Here is a 16,589-nt window from a genome sequence, read left to right on the forward strand (position 1 = left end):
TTTAGATAGCCCTAGCGGAATTGTGAGTCAGGGCTGTACAACTATTGCGGATTTGGGATGTGGGATTTCGGAAGTGTCACCAGTCTTATTAATTGGCTTTTACATGTAGAGACGTGGTACTATAAGAATTATCAATGAGTGCATCATCTACGGTCTATCTACTCCCACATTTAATTATGATTTTGCGAGTGTAACCCTCGAAATCAAACAAAAAGAAATAATTGTGTCGGAGAAAATGTCGGAGAAAATGTCGGAGAAGGTTCTTAAACTAATCAATCACAATCCTCATATTACTACAATAACCTTAGCAAAAGAATTAGACAAAAGCCAGAGAACTATTGAAAGAGCTATTAAAAGCTTGAAAACAGAAAACAAAATCGAAAGAGTTGGAGGCGACAACGGCGGATATTGGAAAGTAATAGTCTCCATTTAGCATATTCATTAGAAATCCGAATAATGTTCCACAAACAATCCAGTACTTCTTAGAATAGAATAACTAGCAGCTTCCTTGTCTCAAGAAAAAACATTTTCGTCGTTGAAATACAATACTTTACACTTCTCTTTTGGGAGGAAAGTGTAAAGTACTTATGTTTGTAGAAAAAACTGAGTGTGACTATTTCTATCAAAAATATCAACAAACAACAAGTGCTTTTCCACATTATTGGGTGGATATGCTTCTTGTCATTGCCGTATTTACTAAGAGGAACAACGCCAGATCCTCCCAAAATCAATCCTAGCCTGCCTCCGCCCAACGCAAATGCAACCATGTATTTTACGTTGTTGAGTATGCTCAATATCCCATTCTTCTATCTCAATTCGCAAGTTTTGATCACCAAGATTTGGACAAAACGTAATAACGTGTGGTTGTATATCATTGCGCTAATTGTGGCAATGACAACACTTTTTTACTTAAATGGTTTAGGGAAGGTATTATTATTTGGACCAAATGCAACAAGGTTCCCTCGTTTGGGTACTATATTCCAAACGTTGTTTGTCTTGGCAATTAGCACCAGCTACCGCATTATGGCCGATAATATCCACAAAGAAGAAGTTCGCAAAGAACAAGAAAATGAGAGGCTCAAATCTGAGCTTTCGTTTTTGCGTTCGCAGATAAGCCCACACTTCATGTTCAATGTGCTCAACAGCATTGTATCTTTATCAAGACGCAAGCCTGATATGGTTGAACCTGTGGTCATTAAGCTCTCAGAACTTATGCGCTATATGTTGTATGAGTCTGAAGGGACAAAAGTATTATTGAGCAAAGAAATTCAATATTTACAAAGCTATATCGACTTACAAATGATTCGCTTTGGAGATGATGTTGTCGTTTCTTTTCAGAAACCCCAAAAAGAATCGAATATTTTACTCGAACCCATGCTCATTATACCGTTCGTTGAAAATGCCTTCAAACATGGTATTGGTATGATTCTAAGCCCAGAGATTCATATTGCTATGGAGGTAGATGATAAAGGCTTGGTATTTTCGGTAAAAAATAAAACAAATCCTAAACCCGAAGCCAAAGACCACGCCTCTGGCATAGGTCTCAGTAACGTAAAACGTCGTTTAACCTTATTATATCCAGAACAACACCAACTCATCATCACACAGGACAGTCATTGGTATGACGTTCGTCTACACATTGAAGTTTAAGTCGGAGGATTCTTGTATTTTAGCCTAATCTAGCTGTTGTTAGGCTATAAATGTATTGCGTCTAGGTCACACAAGGTTAGTAAAATGCTGTACTTTTCATACTTTCGTGAAGCCTAAGGCAACTCTTTTCGGTAACTAATAGTCTTAATGCTATAGGCAATTAGCTGTAAGCATTAGGCAAAAAGGTTTTTATTGTCTCATTCAAAATATTATTAACCTTTTGGTCTACAGCATAACGCTTAATGCCTAATGCGGGTAATATTAATGTCATTTTGCCCATTAGCTTATTAGTTGCTTTTTGATTTTCAAATACTTCTCAAAATATGATAAAACTAAACTGTCTAGCGGTGGACGACGAGAGCCTCGCCCTAGATTTATTGGAAGATAATATCAACAAAGTTCCCTTTCTAAACTTAGTAAAACGTTGTAAAAATGCTTTTGATGCTATTGAAACACTTCAAAATGAGTCGATTGACTTAGTTTTTTTAGATATTCAAATGCCTGGAATTACAGGAGTTCAATTCTTACAAAGTGTCAAAGAACCTCCAATGGTAATTTTCATTACGGCTTATCAACAATACGCATTAGAGGGCTTTGATTTGGATGTGGTAGACTACCTACTTAAGCCTGTTTCTTTTGATAGGTTTCTAAAAGCTGTAAACAAAGCTTACGATTTACATAACCTGAAATTAAAAAGCGCTCAGGTTACGGAAGTCGAGGAAAAAGAAAAAGGATTGGTGTATGAAACAGATTCTATTTTTGTCAATGCTGACTATTCTTTGGTAAAAGTCAAAATATCAGACATTACGTATATTGAGGGACTGAAAGATTATATCAAAATTCATTTGGAAGGCTCTACCAAACCTATAGTGACTCGCATGACCATGAAGGCTATTGAAGAGAAACTTCCTACGGAACATTTTTTCCGTATTCATAAATCGTATATCGTAGCAATGCCTAAAATTGAGTCTATTCGTAATCTCAAAATCAAAATAGGCAATATGCAAATACCTGTAAGCGAGCATTATTCTGAAGAATTCTTCAAAAGAATAGGGCAAAGCTAACAAGTGCGGAATTGTGAATTGTCCTTGCCTAAAATAGCTTACGCTTCATTGGATAAATATTCAAAACGAATTTTATATAACAAAGAAATACCTGTTTATCCAGAAGATTGAAAAGCGATAGTCAATCATTTACCTCGGCTCCGTAAGAGCAACAGTTTGGTAAAATACACATTAATATAAATCATTTCAACGACCATATACTGCTGTAATACAAAAAAGGTGTCGAAATTTCGACACCTTTTTGTATGATTAAGAGGCTAAAAGGGATTTCTATCAAATATTTTTTAGAAAACCGATGGAGCCTCAGCTAAAGAATCTTCCGATTATTTACCAGATTTTTTCTTAGCAGGCTTTGCTGGAGCAGCAGGAGCAGCATTTTTAGTTACTGTTGGTACTGGAGCCACTGCAGGAGCTACTTCAGTTGCAGTTCCTTTTGGAGCTACCTCACCTTTGATTGTCAAAGCGATTGTTGGAGTTTCTGAGTTACTGATAACTGTAACAGTTTTGTTGAAAGCACCAGGACGACCAGTTGAGTTAAAAGAAGCAGTTACTTTCCCTGTTTTTCCTGGAAGTACTGGTTCTCTAGTCCAATCTGGAGTTGTACATCCGCAAGAAGGTTGAGCATTAGAAATTACTACAGGTGCAGTACCAGTGTTAGTAAATTCAAATGTGTAAGTAGCCTGTGTTCCTTCTTCGATTTTACCAAAATCGTGACTTTCAGTTTTGAATTTGATTACTCCTTGTGCATTTGCCAATGTTGCAGTGAACAAAAATGCGAAAAAGAAAAATAGTTTTTTCATTTGAACAGAATGTTTAGTTGTTATTAAATAGCTTTACAAGCTTTCGTAATAAATATACGAAAAAGTAAGGAATTTGTTTCCGCAAAACTTATTTAAAGGACCAAACTAATGAGCTTTAAGCGGATTTTATTCTAAAAAAAGACTGAAAAATTATATTTTTTTGAAAAAAGTATAAAATAATACAGATTCAAAATATTACTTCAGTTTTTCTTGAGTGAATTGATTTATTCCGAAACAAAAGTAAACTACATCAAAAGGTTGGCAAAATCTTTGAGAACCTTTAACAAATTATTAACAACTCTCCAAAATTTCGACTGTTTGTTATACTAATTAAATTATCTTATTTTTGATACAGCTTTAAGCCAAAGGGTAGATGTTTGATTCTAACTTATAAGTCTTAAACACACCATCAACTGTATCTTTAATTCTATTTTTATCAGCCCGAAATTGCCGTGTTGGAAAACGAACTACTGTCAGAAACAATTTTATTTAAAAAAGAGTCGGTTATCGAGGATTACCGTCTTGCACGTATTAGCCGTGAATGTTCTTTACTAGTAAGGAAAGAAGTGTTTGCTGGACGTGCCAAGTTTGGTATTTATGGTGACGGCAAAGAGCTCGCCCAAATTGCCCTAGCAAGAGCCATGAAGGCAGGTGACTTTATTTCTGGGTATTATCGTGACCAAACGATTGTGGCTGCTGTAGGTGATTTGACTTGGCAACAGTATTTCGCACAGCTGTACGGTCATCCTGATAAAGCGCATGACCCCCACACTGGCGGGCGTACTATGAACAACCACCATGCTACACAATGGCTAGATGCTAATGGGCATTGGGTTGACCAAACAAAATTATTTAATTCTGTTGCTGGTATATCTTCTACTGCTGGACAAATACCAAGAGCGATTGGTATAGCGTACGCTTCAAAGCTCTATCGTAATGTTCCAGAACTTCAGGGCGAAATAGCTGAAAAGTTTTCTAAACAAGGCAATGAAGTATGCTTTTCGACGATTGGTGATGCTTCTACCTCTGAAGGTATGTTCTTAGAATGCATTAATACCGCTGGCGTTTTACAGATACCACTAGTAATGGCAGTTTGGGACGATGGTTATGGAATTTCGGTGCCAACTCAATATCAAACTACCAAGCATTCTATTTCAAAGGCTCTGGCTGGCTATCAACGAACAGACGATGAGGCAGGTCTTGAAATTATTTCCGTAAAGGCTTATGATTATGTAGGCTTGATGGAGGCTTTTCATAAAGCAGCTCAGCTGGCTCGTGAAAACCATATCCCTTCTTTGATTCACGTGGAAGAGGTGACTCAACAACAAGGACACTCTGCTTCTGGCTCTCACGAGCGCTATAAATCTCCCGAACGTTTACAATTTGAAATAGACTTTGACTGTAATACCCATTTCAGAAAATGGATTCTGGATAATGATTTTGCTACAGAGGAAGAACTATTAACAATTGATCAAGAAGCGGTAAAAATCGCTCGTAAATCACAGAAAGATGCTTGGCAGGCCTATATGGACTCGATTAAGCCTGAAAAAGAAGATGCACTTTCTTTGATGAATCAAGCGGCAGCAGAAAGTAAAAATGGTGCTACAATCAAGCAAATAGCAGAAGAACTTCGTAAAACCATGAATCCTATCCATCGTGATAGCGTGGTGGCGGTAAAGAAAGCGTTACGTTTGCTAAGATTCGAAAATTTTCCTGCTAAACGTGGATTAATAGAATGGCTTGAAAAGTCAAAAGAGGCTAATTTTGATCGCTTTAACTCCTTTCAATTTTCAACTTCTGACAAATCGGCTTTCAATATTTCAGCACAACCAGCTATCTACGATGAAGATGCTCCTATGGTAGACGGTCGTGAAGTTTTAAATAAAAACTTTGATCATTGGTTAGCAACAGACCCACGAGTTTTTATTATTGGTGAAGACGTAGGGAAAATCGGTGATGTTAATCAAACACTTGCAGGATTACAAGACAAGTTCGGAGAGTGGAGAATAACCGATACTGGTATCCGTGAAATGACCATAGTAGGACAAGGTATTGGAGCTGCTATGCGTGGGCTACGTCCAATTGTAGAAATTCAATATTTAGATTATATATTTTACCCATTTGCAACTCTATCAGATGATTTAGCTTGTTTGCACTATCGTACAAAAGGAGGACAGAAATCTCCGATGATTGTGCGTACTCGTGGGCACCGCTTAGAGGGTATCTGGCACTCAGGTTCGCCAATGGGCGTATTGTTGAATGGTTTGAGAGGGGTACATTTGTGTGTGCCACGCAACATGACTCAAGCGGCAGGCATGTACAATACATTGCTTAATAGCGACGATCCTGCTGTTGTGATTGAGTGCCTAAATGGTTATCGACTCAAAGAAAAACTGCCTTCAAATTTGCATGATACTCGCGTGCCTCTGGGAGTTCCTGATATACTTCGTGAAGGTAGTGATGTTACCATTGTTACGTATGGCTCTATGTGTCGTATCGTAATGGAAGCGGCAGTTCAATTGGCACAAGTGGGCATAGAAGTAGAGGTAATAGATGTTCAAACTTTATTGCCTTTTGATTTAGGACACAAAATCGTAGAGTCAATCAAGAAAACGAATCGAGTGATTTTTGCCGATGAGGATATGCCGGGCGGAGGTACAGGATATATGATGGAAGAGGTATTAGACAAACAGAATGCGTATCGTTGGCTCGATTCAAAACCTGTTTGTATTGCTGCCCAACCGCATCGTCCTGCCTATACTTCTGATGGCGATTATTTCTCAAAACCTAATGCTGATACGGTATTTGATGCTGTATATGAAATGATGTCAGAGGCTCAACCAAGTCGTTTCCCTGATTTATATTAGGGATTACATTTTGGGAAAAATATTCTTTATAAAAAAATTCGGTAAGAATCTTCTTACCGAATTTTTTTATAAAGAATACTCATCTTACAGGTACAAATTGATACTAAAAACTATCCTCTCGGATTCATTTTCCAAAAAAAATGGTTTACTCTATAAAATCAGTATTTTATAGAGTAGTTTTGTGGTAATTGTCTGGAGAAGTAAAATTTTAAGAATAAAATTTTATCAAAAAACTCTCCAAATGATATTATTCTGTACCAAATTATGCAAAAAGGAGCTAACAATACATATTGGGGAAATATCAAAGAGGGTATCAAAACTTCTTTGAAAGGGTTGTCTTTGTCCTTCAAACACTTTAAAGATGCTCGTCAAAGTCGCAAACCGATTTTTGTAGATGACCCACAGTATTTCGATCAAAAAACAGGAATTGTCACAACTCAATATCCTTATGAGCAATTACCAGTACCAGATAATGGGCGTTATCAGTTGCATAACGAAATGGATGATTGTATTGTATGTGATAAATGTGCTAAAATCTGCCCTGTCGATTGTATAGAAATTGAACCTATCAAAGCAACTGGTGTAGTCAGTTATGCCTCAGATGGCTCGGCGATTCGTTTGTATGCTGCCAAGTTTGATATTGATATGTCAAAATGTTGTTTCTGTGGCTTATGTACGACGGTATGTCCTACCGAATGTCTTACCATGAAAAAAGAGTATGACTTTTCTGTATTTGACATTACCGAGCACAATTTTGCTTTTGGAAATCTTACAGAGGAACAAGCTGACGAAAAGAAAAAATTGTATGAGCAGTATATGCTCGAGAAAGAGGCATTCAAAAAGGAAACTGCTGCTCAAAAAGTAGAACCGAAAGTTGCGCCAAAACCAGCATTTAAGCCTGCCACTCGTCCTGTAGCTAATACTGAAACTCCAGCTGAGTCTGCAACTGAAGCTACTGCCGAAGCTCCAAAACCAGCACCAAGACCTGCTTTTAAACCCAAAATGAAGGTTGAAAGCTCTGAGTCGAAGCCTATTACAGACGAAACTTCTACAGAAGATACGCCGAAACCAGTAGCTCGTCCAGCATTTAAGCCAAAAATGAAGGTTGCACCTTCAACCGAAACTTCTGTTGGAAATACGACAGAAGTTACCGATGAAAATGCTACAACTGCTGCCGATGAAATAAAGCCTGCTGCTCGTCCAGCTTTTAGACCAAAATTCAAGCCAGCAACTAAGCCAGTCGAGGAGGCATCCGAACCAGTTGTAGAAGCTAGTACAGAGGTAGCTCCAGAAGTTGGAGCACCAGCAGAAGAATCCAAGCCAGCTCTTCCTGCCTTTAGACCAAAATTCAAGCCAGCGTCAAAGCCAGCTGAGGAGGCATCTGAGCCAGTTGTGGAGGCCAGTGCAGAGGTAGCTCCAGAAGTTACAACACCAGCTGAGGAATCCAAACCTGCCCGTCCAGCTTTTAGACCAAAATTTAAGCCAGCAACTAAGCCAGTAGATGAAGCATCCGAGCCAGTTGTAGAGGCCAGTGCAGAGGTAGCTCCAGAAGTTGAAATACCAGTGGAAGAATCCAAACCTGCTCGTCCAGCTTTTAGACCAAAATTTAAGCCAGCCTCAAAGCCAGCAGAGGAGGCATCTGGGCCAGTTGTAGAGGCCAGTGCAGAAGTAGCTCCAGAAGTTGTAGCACCAGCGGAAGAATCCAAACCTGCTCGTCCAGCTTTTAGACCTAAGTTTAAAGCTCCTGCAAAGACAGAAGAAGAAATAACTGAGCCAGTTGCTAAAGCGGAACAAGAGGAAACAAAAGCAGAAGAGACCAAACAGGAAGATACTGCTACGAATGAAGAAGCGCCTAAGCCTCGTCCTGTGTTTCGACCAAAATTTAAAAGACCAGAATAAGGTTTTTGAAATAGATATTTGACCAACCATAAATCTCAAGAGTTTTGATACAATTTGTATTTATAGCTTTCATGGTATTGACTTTAGCTTCGGCTTTGGTCGTATTACTTACCAAAAATGTCTTGTATGCAGCCTTTAGTTTGCTTGGTACATTTTTAGGAGTATCGGCATTGTATGTATTGGCAGGGGCAGATTTTTTGGCTGTAGCCCAAATCTTAGTTTATGTCGGAGGTGTATTAGTACTCCTTATTTTTGGCGTAATGCTAACCAATCAACAAGGAAATAAAAGCCGTGGACGCAACGATATTACCACCGAAAGTTCCAACCGAGTTCTTGGGGTATTTGTGATGTTGGGTTTTAGTGCCACTTTGTTATATACTTTTGGTAGAGCAAGATTTCTGACCATTCAAGATAGCCTATTTGAGGCTTTAGAACCTACTTCTACTACTCAAACGATAGGAGTAGAGCTAATGACCAACTATGTATTGCCTTTTGAAGTTTCAGGTATATTATTGATGGCAGTACTGATTGGAGCAGCGTATTTAAGTACCAAAACTAAAAATTAATCAATTCATGGATAACAGTTTTTTGCCTTACTACTTACTTACAAGTGCCTTGTTGTTTAGCATCGGACTTGCTTTGGTGGTTGTCAAACGAAACATTATTGTGGTACTGATGGGTATCGAATTAATGCTCAATGCTGTCAATGTGAATTTGGTGGCTTTTAGTAAAAATGATCCTAGTCTTCAAGGTCAAATATTTTCTTTATTCGTAATCGTTGTGGCAGCTTGTGAGGCAGTAATTGCTTTGGCTATTGTTTTGAAAGTTTATGAACATTTCAAAACCGTTAATCTTGACGAGATAAATGAGTTGAAGAAATAGATTCTCTCGATTATCCTTCTCTCTTTCGAATTCAAGCCTGTCTGCCCAGGTCTGATATATATAACTTCATCAATCTAGTAATAGGTAGAAATTACTTTTATTTAAACAATGGCAAAGAGCAAACCAGTATCAGAATCGCTTACTACCATGACCGAAATGATTTTTCCAAACGATACCAATACGCTTGGAAATTTGATGGGTGGAAATCTCATGAGAATGATGGACGTAGTAGGAGCTATTTGTGCACAAAAACACTCGAACCGAATCGTAGTAACAGCGTCTGTTGACAACGTGTCGTTCAAGGAGTCTATTCCACTTGGAAGTGTAGTAACACTACAAGCTAAAGTGACTCGTGCATTTAGTTCTTCGATGGAAGTGGTGATTGATGTGTGGGCGGAAAATATTCCTGCAAAAGAACGAGTTTCAACCAATAAAGCCTTTTTTACTTTTGTGGCAGTGGACCAATCAGGGCGCCCTATTGATGTGCCTCAGGCTGTTCCTGAAACTGAAGATGAAATTGCATTGTACGAAGGAGCATTACGTCGTCGTCAATTGCGTTTGGTATTGGCTGGTCGTATGAAAGCTCAGGATGCTGTCGAACTAAAATCGATTTTCGAATAAACGTTTCGAGTAACGATATAACATAAGTTATTCAAAATTGAATAATTGAGTGAATGATTGATTATATATAAAATCACTCATTCACTCAATCGCAAATCACTCAATGATTTCTACTCTTTCTGACGAAAAGGTAATAGGCTTTTCTTTAAATAATGCCTTAGTTGCTGCCCAAGTTTTTTGAAAAAGCTCAGAATCACGATATTGATTCAAATGGTTTTCGCTTTCCCAATAACTATAAGTCATAAATATATTTGGTAGGTTGGCATCTTTGAGTAATTCGAGGTGATGGCAGCCTTCAAAATGCCGAATCTTATTTTTGGAGTTATTAAAAATTTCAAGAAAATCATCCACTTTATCTTCCTGAAAAGTCATTCTTACAATTCTAATAATCATCTTATTCTTGGGTTTTGTTTTGTTATGGCTATAGCGTATCAATCTTGCGACTATCAGGCAATATGTTTGATTTTGCCTGATAGCCATAAGACTGATACCCTGTTATTTTATCTTAAATTTTTCCATACCCTTACGGTCTTGTAATGTCACGAATGCTTCTTTTTGGTTTGGACTAAATACGAGGTTACTAGTTTGTTTTCCTTTGGTAGTGACTTCTTTTATCAATTGTCCCGAAGGATTAAAAATTAGAATTTTACCCAATCCCCAGCGTGTAGTATATAAATTACCCGCTTTGTCACATTTCATCCCGTCTAAACCTCCATCTTTAAAGGAGGTAAAAAGACGTTTGTTACTGATATTTCCTTGAGCATCGACATCAAATGCCCAGATATTTCGCTGGATACTTTCATTGACATATAACGTCTTTTCGTCGGGACTCAAGCAAATACCATTGGTTGTCCCCATATCCGATGTCAACAAATGCGAAGAGCCATCTGTATCGATTCGCCAGATTTGACCTGTGCTTTGCTTCCAATTGGGATCACTGGCAAAAAGAACATTTTTACGAGTAATACAAATATCATTTGGTTGATTAAAACGGTCGTTGTGGCTAAATACCGATACCGCTTTTGTTTGCATATCTACCTTCAGCACATTGTGTCCTGAGAAATCCGCTAAGTACATAGCACCTTTATCATCAAATTGGATAGCATTGGCCGTACTTCCTTGTGGCAATGTAAGAAATAACTCACATGAGCCATCAGGCATAACCTTGGCAATGGTACCATCTTTTTGGAAGTTAACGACATAAAGTTGTCCCTTGGAGTCAAAGTTAGGACCTTCTATGTTTTGAGTAAAAAGATTTTCTTTGGTGAAATCTTGTGCTTGGAATAAAGTTTTGGGACTACAAGAAGAAAGTCCGATAGCTGCGATAGCGCAAGCGAGGTAAGTTGACTTTAACATAGTTGATTAGAAAAAATTGGATAGTAGATTCGAAGATAGGAGTAATAGCGGAAATTTAAAAGTTTTGAATTGCCACAAGATAAAGGAAGAGCGAAAAAACGCTAGAAGAGCAACAAGGATAGATCTAACCAAAATATATTCTTTTTGTAAGAATACATTCGAAATCATGTTAACTAAAAAGAAATAAACTGCAAACTTTCTTCGGTTTGGTGCATATTATTCCAAATTTGCCTAATTTAGATGCAATTTATGATGCCTAAAGCTAGGGTTCGGAATAAATACTCAAAATAAGATTCTATTTTCGATTCATAAATTGTAAATTGCAACATCATTTGAATTTTTTGTCGAGTTGTCGAGAGCTCAATAGCTGTAAAAAGTAGAAGAATTCGATAACTTTCCCCAATCATATCCCTTAAACTGTAACCGAAAGATGTCTTATCAAAGAAAGACCAAGATTGTAGCTACGATTGGCCCAGCATCAGAATCACCAGAGATGTTGACCAAACTTGCCCAAGCAGGTGCAAACATATTCAGACTTAATTTCTCGCATGGTACTCATGAAGACCACCTTCAGAGAGTAAAGAACATCAGAGCTGTCTCTGAAGAATTAGGTACAAACCTAACAATTCTTCAAGATTTACAAGGTCCGAAAATTCGTACTCAACTTGTTGAAAACAATGGCGTAGAATTGATTGCTGGAAAAACGCTTACTTTCGTAATGGACGAAAACGTTGTAGGTACATCAGAAAGAGTAGGTACTACTTACACTTCAATGTACTTAGACGTAAATCCAGGAGAGCGTATCTTGATGGATGATGGTAACTTAGAAGTAAAAGTATTAGCAGTAGACAAAAAGAAAAAAGAGGTAGTTACCGAAGTAATTTATGGTGGTATCTTGAAGTCTAAAAAAGGTATTAACCTTCCAGGTACAAAAGTGTCATTGCCATGTTTGACTCCAAAAGACGAAGCAGATTTGTACTTCGGTTTGGACAATGGTGTTGACTGGGTTGCGCTTTCATTCGTACGTAAAGCTGATGATATTTATGATATCAAACAAAAAATCGCTGCTTACGGAAAAGATACTAAAGTTATCGCTAAAATCGAGAAACCAGAGGCTATCGATAACCTAGACGAAATTATTGCCGCTACTGATGCTATCATGGTAGCTCGTGGTGACTTGGGTGTTGAAATGGATGGTGCTGAAGTACCTCATTTGCAACGCGTAATGGTTGAGAAGTGTACGCAAGCTGGTAAGCCAGTAATCGTTGCAACACAAATGTTGGAATCAATGATTACGAATCCAGTTCCTACACGTGCTGAAACTTCTGACGTTGCTAATGCAGTATTGCAAGGTGCTTCTGCAACGATGTTGAGTGCAGAGTCTGCTTCAGGTACTTACCCTGTGAAGTCAGTAGAAACAATGGCTCACATCCAAGAGGTGGTTGAAGAACAACAAAACAAAATCGAAATCGTAAAAGGAGACGAGGCTGCTATTTACTTCAAAAACCACTCATTGGCACACAATGATTCTAAATACGCATTGAACGACCGAATGATTGCTAGTGCATGTCGTTTGGCACGTGATACTAAAGCAGAAGCGATTCTTTGTATCACAAACAGTGGTTACACTGCGTTCCGTTTGTCGGCTCACCGTCCAAAAGCAAACCTTTATGTATTCACATCAAACAAAGCTATCATGACTGTGATGGGATTGTTGTGGGGTGCTAAAGTATTCTATTACGAAGCTGATGGAAAAGATGTAGAAGCTACTGTAAATGGTATGACTGACATCTTGGTAGCAAAAGGATTACTCGCAAAAGGAGATACTTATGTAACTACGCTGAGCGTTCCTTCAAACAAAGATTTGAAAACTAACACTGTACAATTAGGTGTAGTTGAATAATATTACCTTCCCATAAAAGAAAAGGCGTATCCTTCGGGTACGTCTTTTTTATTATTATATTTTTTGAAATCATAAATTTGGTAGTTACCAAATGGTAATAATTGAGCAATAAACTCGAGATTTATGGAGCTTATTAGGAGATGATAAGGGAATGATTGTATTTTTATGGGAATAAACTATTAAAAATGGAGCTTTGTGAAAAATCAGTTGTAAGAGGGGAAATAAAGAGACTGTCGTTATTTCTTATTAGACGGTAGGTATAGTTGTCAAGAAAGTTGTTAATTTTATCCATAAAATACATGATAGTCGTGAGAAATGGGATTTGACACAGTTATTCCTGAAGCAACTTGGTAAAACTTCCTTAGCAATCCTCATGGTTTTTGATGTTAATTTTTAATCATTTGAAGAAAAAATTAACATTTTGAGCAAAGACGATTTTTCGAATCTATTTGACTAAAAATAGGGCTGAGTTTTTCGAAATAATCGATGAGGACACAAACAAAATGCAATAGAATTTGCTATATTAGCAATAAATCCGAGGTATTTACTAAAATATCAATCCTGATTAGTTCACAGGTGTTGAACTGTTGTTGTTAATTAATTGAAAATCAGTTACTCAGGTATGGCTAATAGACTGCCTTATTCTCCAAGAGCTGGTAACCGCCATTATCACGACTTGTTAAATTTACAACCGATGAGTAAGAAAATTAAAACTATCTTGGTAGATGACGAGAGACTCGCGCGCCAAGAGCTAAAGTACTTATTACAGGAGTTTTCAGACATTCAGATCATTGATGAAGCTGAGAACGTAGATGAGGCTTTGGAGAAAATACACCGACTTCAACCTGATTTGATTTTTCTAGATATTGAAATGCCAGAAAAAAATGGCTTCGATTTACTAGAGGAATTAGAGTTTGTTCCAAAAGTGGTGTTTGTAACGGCCTATAATCAATACGCAATCCAAGCATTTGAGTCTGAGGCAATGGACTATATTCTGAAGCCTACAAAGACAGAGCGTTTGGCTAAAACGATTGAGAAAGTACGTTCAGAAATTCAGCAAGAAAGAGCTACAGCAGCCGTTTCAGAAGGTCGATTGTCACCCGACAAACGTATTTTCTTGAAAGATGGCGAAAAGTGCTATTTCGTTAGATTGTCTGAAGTATTTATGATTGAATCAGTTGGTAACTATTGCCGTTTCCATTTTGGCAATAATCGTCCGATGATTCACCGTTCATTAAATAAAATCCAAGAACGCCTCGATCCTACGATTTTCTTCAGAGCAAATCGTCAGCAAATCATTAATACTGAGTATATCCACGATATAGATTCTTACTACAAAGGTGGTATGAAAGTGGTATTGAATAATGGTATCGAACTAGAGATTTCGACCAGAAACTCAGTAGCCTTCAAAGAAATGATGGGAATCTAAATAAGTTACATATTGATAACTCATATCTATGATTTTAGCAATATGTACAGACTAAATATGATTCTTGCAATACAATATTTTAGGAGCTTGATAGCAACAGCTATCAAGCTTTTTTATTGTTTCCTCAATTCTTTCCTGACAATTATCTTCTCTCAACTGAAGACTTTTCTCTAATTTTGTCTCTATGCGTATTTTTAAAACTCTTTATAATATCTGGGCAGCATTTTGGCTGATATTTATTTTCTTGCTGTTGTTTCCTTTTTTCTGGTTATTTCTTCAAAAAGAATCATGGAAACCTAAAGCTCATTATCTGAATCGTTTGTGGGGAAAACTATATTTTCCAATTATTGGAGTTCCTATTCGTGTTGAATACCGTTTTCAACCAGATACACAAAAAGCTTATGTTTTTTGTGCCAACCACTTTTCGTATTTGGATATTGCTGCCATGGGGATTGTGTTGAAAAACTACTACGCATTTGTGGGTAAAAGTGCTATTAAGAAGGTGCCTCTGTTTGGATATATGTTTTCTAAACTACATATTCAGGTAGACAGAGAAGACCGTAGTAGTCGAGCCAAATCGATGACTCGTTCGGTAAGAGCTTTGCAAAATGGACGAAGTATCGTGATTTTCCCTGAAGGTGGAATCAAGTCTAAAAAGCCTCCATTGATGCACAAACCTCTAAAAGATGGGGCTTTTGTAATGGCAATACAACAACAGGTGCCTATTGTGCCAGTTACGTTTGTGAATAACTACAAAATTATGTTTGATAGCAATCCTTCGTTGACTCGTATGCCTTTGCGTGTGGTTGTACATGAGCCTATTTCAACAATAGGAAAAACTCAGGAAGATGTAGAGACCTTGAAAGAAGAGGTATTTCAAGTAATTCAAAGTACGCTTTTGGAATACAACTCCTAATACTTGCTAGTTTTTGAAGTACGGATATTTGACAGAGATAAGGTCGTCAGTTTTAAACACCGATTACTCAACAAATTTGCCAATTATCCACAAATGTTATTTTTAGAACTAATTCTTTATCTTAATTTGCATCATAAGATTAACGTTTTACTGAATCTAAAAACTAAAACAAACTATGTACTCGCACGAAATTGATTACAAGATTATTGGTGAAGATATCCAAATTGTAGAAATTGAATTAGATCCTAACGAAACTGTGATAGCCGAAGCAGGCGCCATGGTTTATATGGAAGATGGTATTACTTTTGAAACTAAAATGGGCGACGGCTCAAATGCTGATAACTCTGTTTTGGGTAAAATTTTCCAAGCTGGGAGTCGCTTGTTGACAGGAGAATCGTTGTTTATGACGCACTTTACCAACCGTGGTTATGGTAAACGTAAAGTAGCTTTCGCAGCGCCCCACCCAGGTACAATCGTTCCTATTAATTTGGCTACTATGCCTGGCAATACTTTAATTGCTCAAAAGGATAGTTTCTTGTGTGCAGCTTTAGGTACGAAGGTATCTATTACATTCAACCAACGTATTGGTTCTGGATTCTTTGGTGGCGAAGGATTTATTCTTGAAAAACTACAAGGCGATGGCTTAGCGTTTGTACACGCTGGTGGTACTATTGTCGAAAAGTACTTGAACAATGAAACCCTTAGAATTGATACAGGTTGTATCGTAGCCTTTGAACCAACCTTGAGTTATGACATTCAACGTGCAGGTAATTTGAAATCAATGGTATTTGGTGGAGAAGGGCTATTTTTGGCTACAATGCGTGGCACAGGACGTGTTTGGATTCAATCAATGCCTCTTTCTAAATTAATTCGTACACTTTCACCGTATGGTCAAAATACCAACAAGGAAGGTGGTTCGGTATTGGGTGGATTAGGTAATTTATTCGAAGATTAATCGTAGGTGTAAATTTTGCAATAAAGTTTACATAAGAACGTTTCCTCTTTATACATATTTGAGTTTTTTCGTTGTAAAAGGAATAAAAAATCCCTTCGCAACTGCTTACTTTTCTTGTCTTGACACAAGAAAAGTAACCGCAGCGGCGGCCGCAAAAGAAAGTCATGAAATCCTAAACTCGCCTTCGGCTCAAACAGTAGGATTTCATAAAAAAGATATAACAAACTATGAGGTGTTTATTTTAAGG

At 37.6% G+C, this 16,589-nt stretch carries 15 protein-coding genes; 12 read left to right on the top strand and 3 right to left on the bottom strand.

Annotation, left to right across the window (positions count from 1 at the left end; genetic code table 11):
* Positions 1 to 247 precede the first annotated feature (247 nt).
* From GVN22_RS08905 to GVN22_RS08915, 3 genes are all read left to right on the top strand, one after another.
* Positions 248 to 433, top strand: coding sequence for an HTH domain-containing protein (locus tag GVN22_RS08905; RefSeq protein WP_166550677.1), 186 nt, complete (start codon positions 248 to 250; stop codon positions 431 to 433).
* A gap of 176 nt (positions 434 to 609) precedes the next feature.
* The gene (locus tag GVN22_RS28400) at positions 610 to 1,650 is read left to right on the top strand and encodes a histidine kinase (RefSeq protein ID WP_166550678.1); all 1,041 of its coding nucleotides are present in this window, start codon (positions 610 to 612) and stop codon (positions 1,648 to 1,650) included.
* 323 nt (positions 1,651 to 1,973) lie between these two features.
* Complete coding sequence (locus GVN22_RS08915; RefSeq protein WP_166550679.1) at positions 1,974 to 2,714, top strand: LytTR family DNA-binding domain-containing protein; 741 nt, start codon at positions 1,974 to 1,976, stop codon at positions 2,712 to 2,714.
* A 323-nt stretch (positions 2,715 to 3,037) separates the two neighbouring features.
* Here GVN22_RS08915 and GVN22_RS08920 read toward each other — a convergent pair whose 3' ends face one another.
* The gene (locus GVN22_RS08920; RefSeq protein ID WP_166550680.1) at positions 3,038 to 3,514 is read right to left on the bottom strand and encodes a DUF1573 domain-containing protein; all 477 of its coding nucleotides are present in this window, start codon (positions 3,512 to 3,514) and stop codon (positions 3,038 to 3,040) included.
* A 452-nt stretch (positions 3,515 to 3,966) separates the two neighbouring features.
* Between GVN22_RS08920 and GVN22_RS08925 the strand changes: the two genes are divergently transcribed.
* The 5 genes from GVN22_RS08925 (at position 3,967) to GVN22_RS08945 (ending at position 9,783) form a co-directional block, all read left to right on the top strand.
* Positions 3,967 to 6,381, top strand: coding sequence for an alpha-ketoacid dehydrogenase subunit alpha/beta (locus GVN22_RS08925; RefSeq protein WP_166550681.1), 2,415 nt, complete (start codon positions 3,967 to 3,969; stop codon positions 6,379 to 6,381).
* A 264-nt stretch (positions 6,382 to 6,645) separates the two neighbouring features.
* Complete coding sequence (locus tag GVN22_RS08930) at positions 6,646 to 8,280, top strand: 4Fe-4S binding protein (RefSeq protein ID WP_166550682.1); 1,635 nt, start codon at positions 6,646 to 6,648, stop codon at positions 8,278 to 8,280.
* A 71-nt stretch (positions 8,281 to 8,351) separates the two neighbouring features.
* Positions 8,352 to 8,846, top strand: a complete 495-nt coding sequence (locus GVN22_RS08935) for an NADH-quinone oxidoreductase subunit J (protein WP_166550683.1) — start codon at positions 8,352 to 8,354, stop codon at positions 8,844 to 8,846.
* A 7-nt stretch (positions 8,847 to 8,853) separates the two neighbouring features.
* On the top strand, positions 8,854 to 9,162 hold the full coding sequence (gene nuoK / locus GVN22_RS08940) for an NADH-quinone oxidoreductase subunit NuoK (protein WP_095160186.1): 309 nt from the start codon (positions 8,854 to 8,856) through the stop codon (positions 9,160 to 9,162).
* Positions 9,163 to 9,270: 108 nt separating this feature from the next.
* The gene (locus GVN22_RS08945; RefSeq protein ID WP_095160185.1) at positions 9,271 to 9,783 is read left to right on the top strand and encodes an acyl-CoA thioesterase; all 513 of its coding nucleotides are present in this window, start codon (positions 9,271 to 9,273) and stop codon (positions 9,781 to 9,783) included.
* A 96-nt stretch (positions 9,784 to 9,879) separates the two neighbouring features.
* Here the strand turns inward: GVN22_RS08945 and GVN22_RS08950 are convergent, their stop codons facing one another.
* A complete protein-coding gene (locus GVN22_RS08950; protein ID WP_166550684.1) occupies positions 9,880 to 10,176 on the bottom strand; it encodes a putative quinol monooxygenase in 297 nt (98 codons plus the stop codon).
* Between the two features lie 102 nt (positions 10,177 to 10,278).
* On the bottom strand, positions 10,279 to 11,139 hold the full coding sequence (locus GVN22_RS08955) for an SMP-30/gluconolactonase/LRE family protein (protein ID WP_166550685.1): 861 nt from the start codon (positions 11,137 to 11,139) through the stop codon (positions 10,279 to 10,281).
* 430 nt (positions 11,140 to 11,569) lie between these two features.
* On the opposite strand from GVN22_RS08955, the gene pyk reads away from it, so the two are divergent.
* From pyk to GVN22_RS08975, 4 genes are all read left to right on the top strand, one after another.
* On the top strand, positions 11,570 to 13,042 hold the full coding sequence (gene pyk, locus GVN22_RS08960; protein ID WP_166550686.1) for a pyruvate kinase: 1,473 nt from the start codon (positions 11,570 to 11,572) through the stop codon (positions 13,040 to 13,042).
* Positions 13,043 to 13,664: 622 nt separating this feature from the next.
* On the top strand, positions 13,665 to 14,471 hold the full coding sequence (locus GVN22_RS08965; protein WP_229241890.1) for a LytTR family DNA-binding domain-containing protein: 807 nt from the start codon (positions 13,665 to 13,667) through the stop codon (positions 14,469 to 14,471).
* Positions 14,472 to 14,655: 184 nt separating this feature from the next.
* Complete coding sequence (locus GVN22_RS08970; RefSeq protein WP_166550687.1) at positions 14,656 to 15,387, top strand: 1-acyl-sn-glycerol-3-phosphate acyltransferase; 732 nt, start codon at positions 14,656 to 14,658, stop codon at positions 15,385 to 15,387.
* Positions 15,388 to 15,562: 175 nt separating this feature from the next.
* The gene (locus GVN22_RS08975) at positions 15,563 to 16,342 is read left to right on the top strand and encodes a TIGR00266 family protein (RefSeq protein WP_095160179.1); all 780 of its coding nucleotides are present in this window, start codon (positions 15,563 to 15,565) and stop codon (positions 16,340 to 16,342) included.
* The last annotated feature ends 247 nt before the right edge of the window (positions 16,343 to 16,589 follow it).

This window comes from Cellulophaga sp. BC115SP (assembly GCF_009905545.1).
GTDB classification, from domain to species: domain Bacteria; phylum Bacteroidota; class Bacteroidia; order Cytophagales; family Spirosomataceae; genus Flectobacillus; species Flectobacillus rivi.

Excerpts from the sequence above, each read along its gene's own strand:
- GVN22_RS08905 (WP_166550677.1), top strand. The coding sequence starts at position 248 with ATGTCGGAGAAGGTTCTTAAACTAATCAATCACAATCCTCATATTACT.
- GVN22_RS08915 (WP_166550679.1), top strand. The coding sequence starts at position 1,974 with ATGATAAAACTAAACTGTCTAGCGGTGGACGACGAGAGCCTCGCCCTA.
- GVN22_RS08920 (WP_166550680.1), bottom strand. The coding sequence starts at position 3,514 with ATGAAAAAACTATTTTTCTTTTTCGCATTTTTGTTCACTGCAACATTG.
- GVN22_RS08930 (WP_166550682.1), top strand. The coding sequence starts at position 6,646 with ATGCAAAAAGGAGCTAACAATACATATTGGGGAAATATCAAAGAGGGT.
- GVN22_RS08935 (WP_166550683.1), top strand. The coding sequence starts at position 8,352 with ATGGTATTGACTTTAGCTTCGGCTTTGGTCGTATTACTTACCAAAAAT.
- nuoK (WP_095160186.1), top strand. The coding sequence starts at position 8,854 with ATGGATAACAGTTTTTTGCCTTACTACTTACTTACAAGTGCCTTGTTG.
- GVN22_RS08945 (WP_095160185.1), top strand. The coding sequence starts at position 9,271 with ATGGCAAAGAGCAAACCAGTATCAGAATCGCTTACTACCATGACCGAA.
- GVN22_RS08950 (WP_166550684.1), bottom strand. The coding sequence starts at position 10,176 with ATGATTATTAGAATTGTAAGAATGACTTTTCAGGAAGATAAAGTGGAT.
- GVN22_RS08955 (WP_166550685.1), bottom strand. The coding sequence starts at position 11,139 with ATGTTAAAGTCAACTTACCTCGCTTGCGCTATCGCAGCTATCGGACTT.
- pyk (WP_166550686.1), top strand. The coding sequence starts at position 11,570 with ATGTCTTATCAAAGAAAGACCAAGATTGTAGCTACGATTGGCCCAGCA.
- GVN22_RS08965 (WP_229241890.1), top strand. The coding sequence starts at position 13,665 with ATGGCTAATAGACTGCCTTATTCTCCAAGAGCTGGTAACCGCCATTAT.
- GVN22_RS08970 (WP_166550687.1), top strand. The coding sequence starts at position 14,656 with ATGCGTATTTTTAAAACTCTTTATAATATCTGGGCAGCATTTTGGCTG.
- GVN22_RS08975 (WP_095160179.1), top strand. The coding sequence starts at position 15,563 with ATGTACTCGCACGAAATTGATTACAAGATTATTGGTGAAGATATCCAA.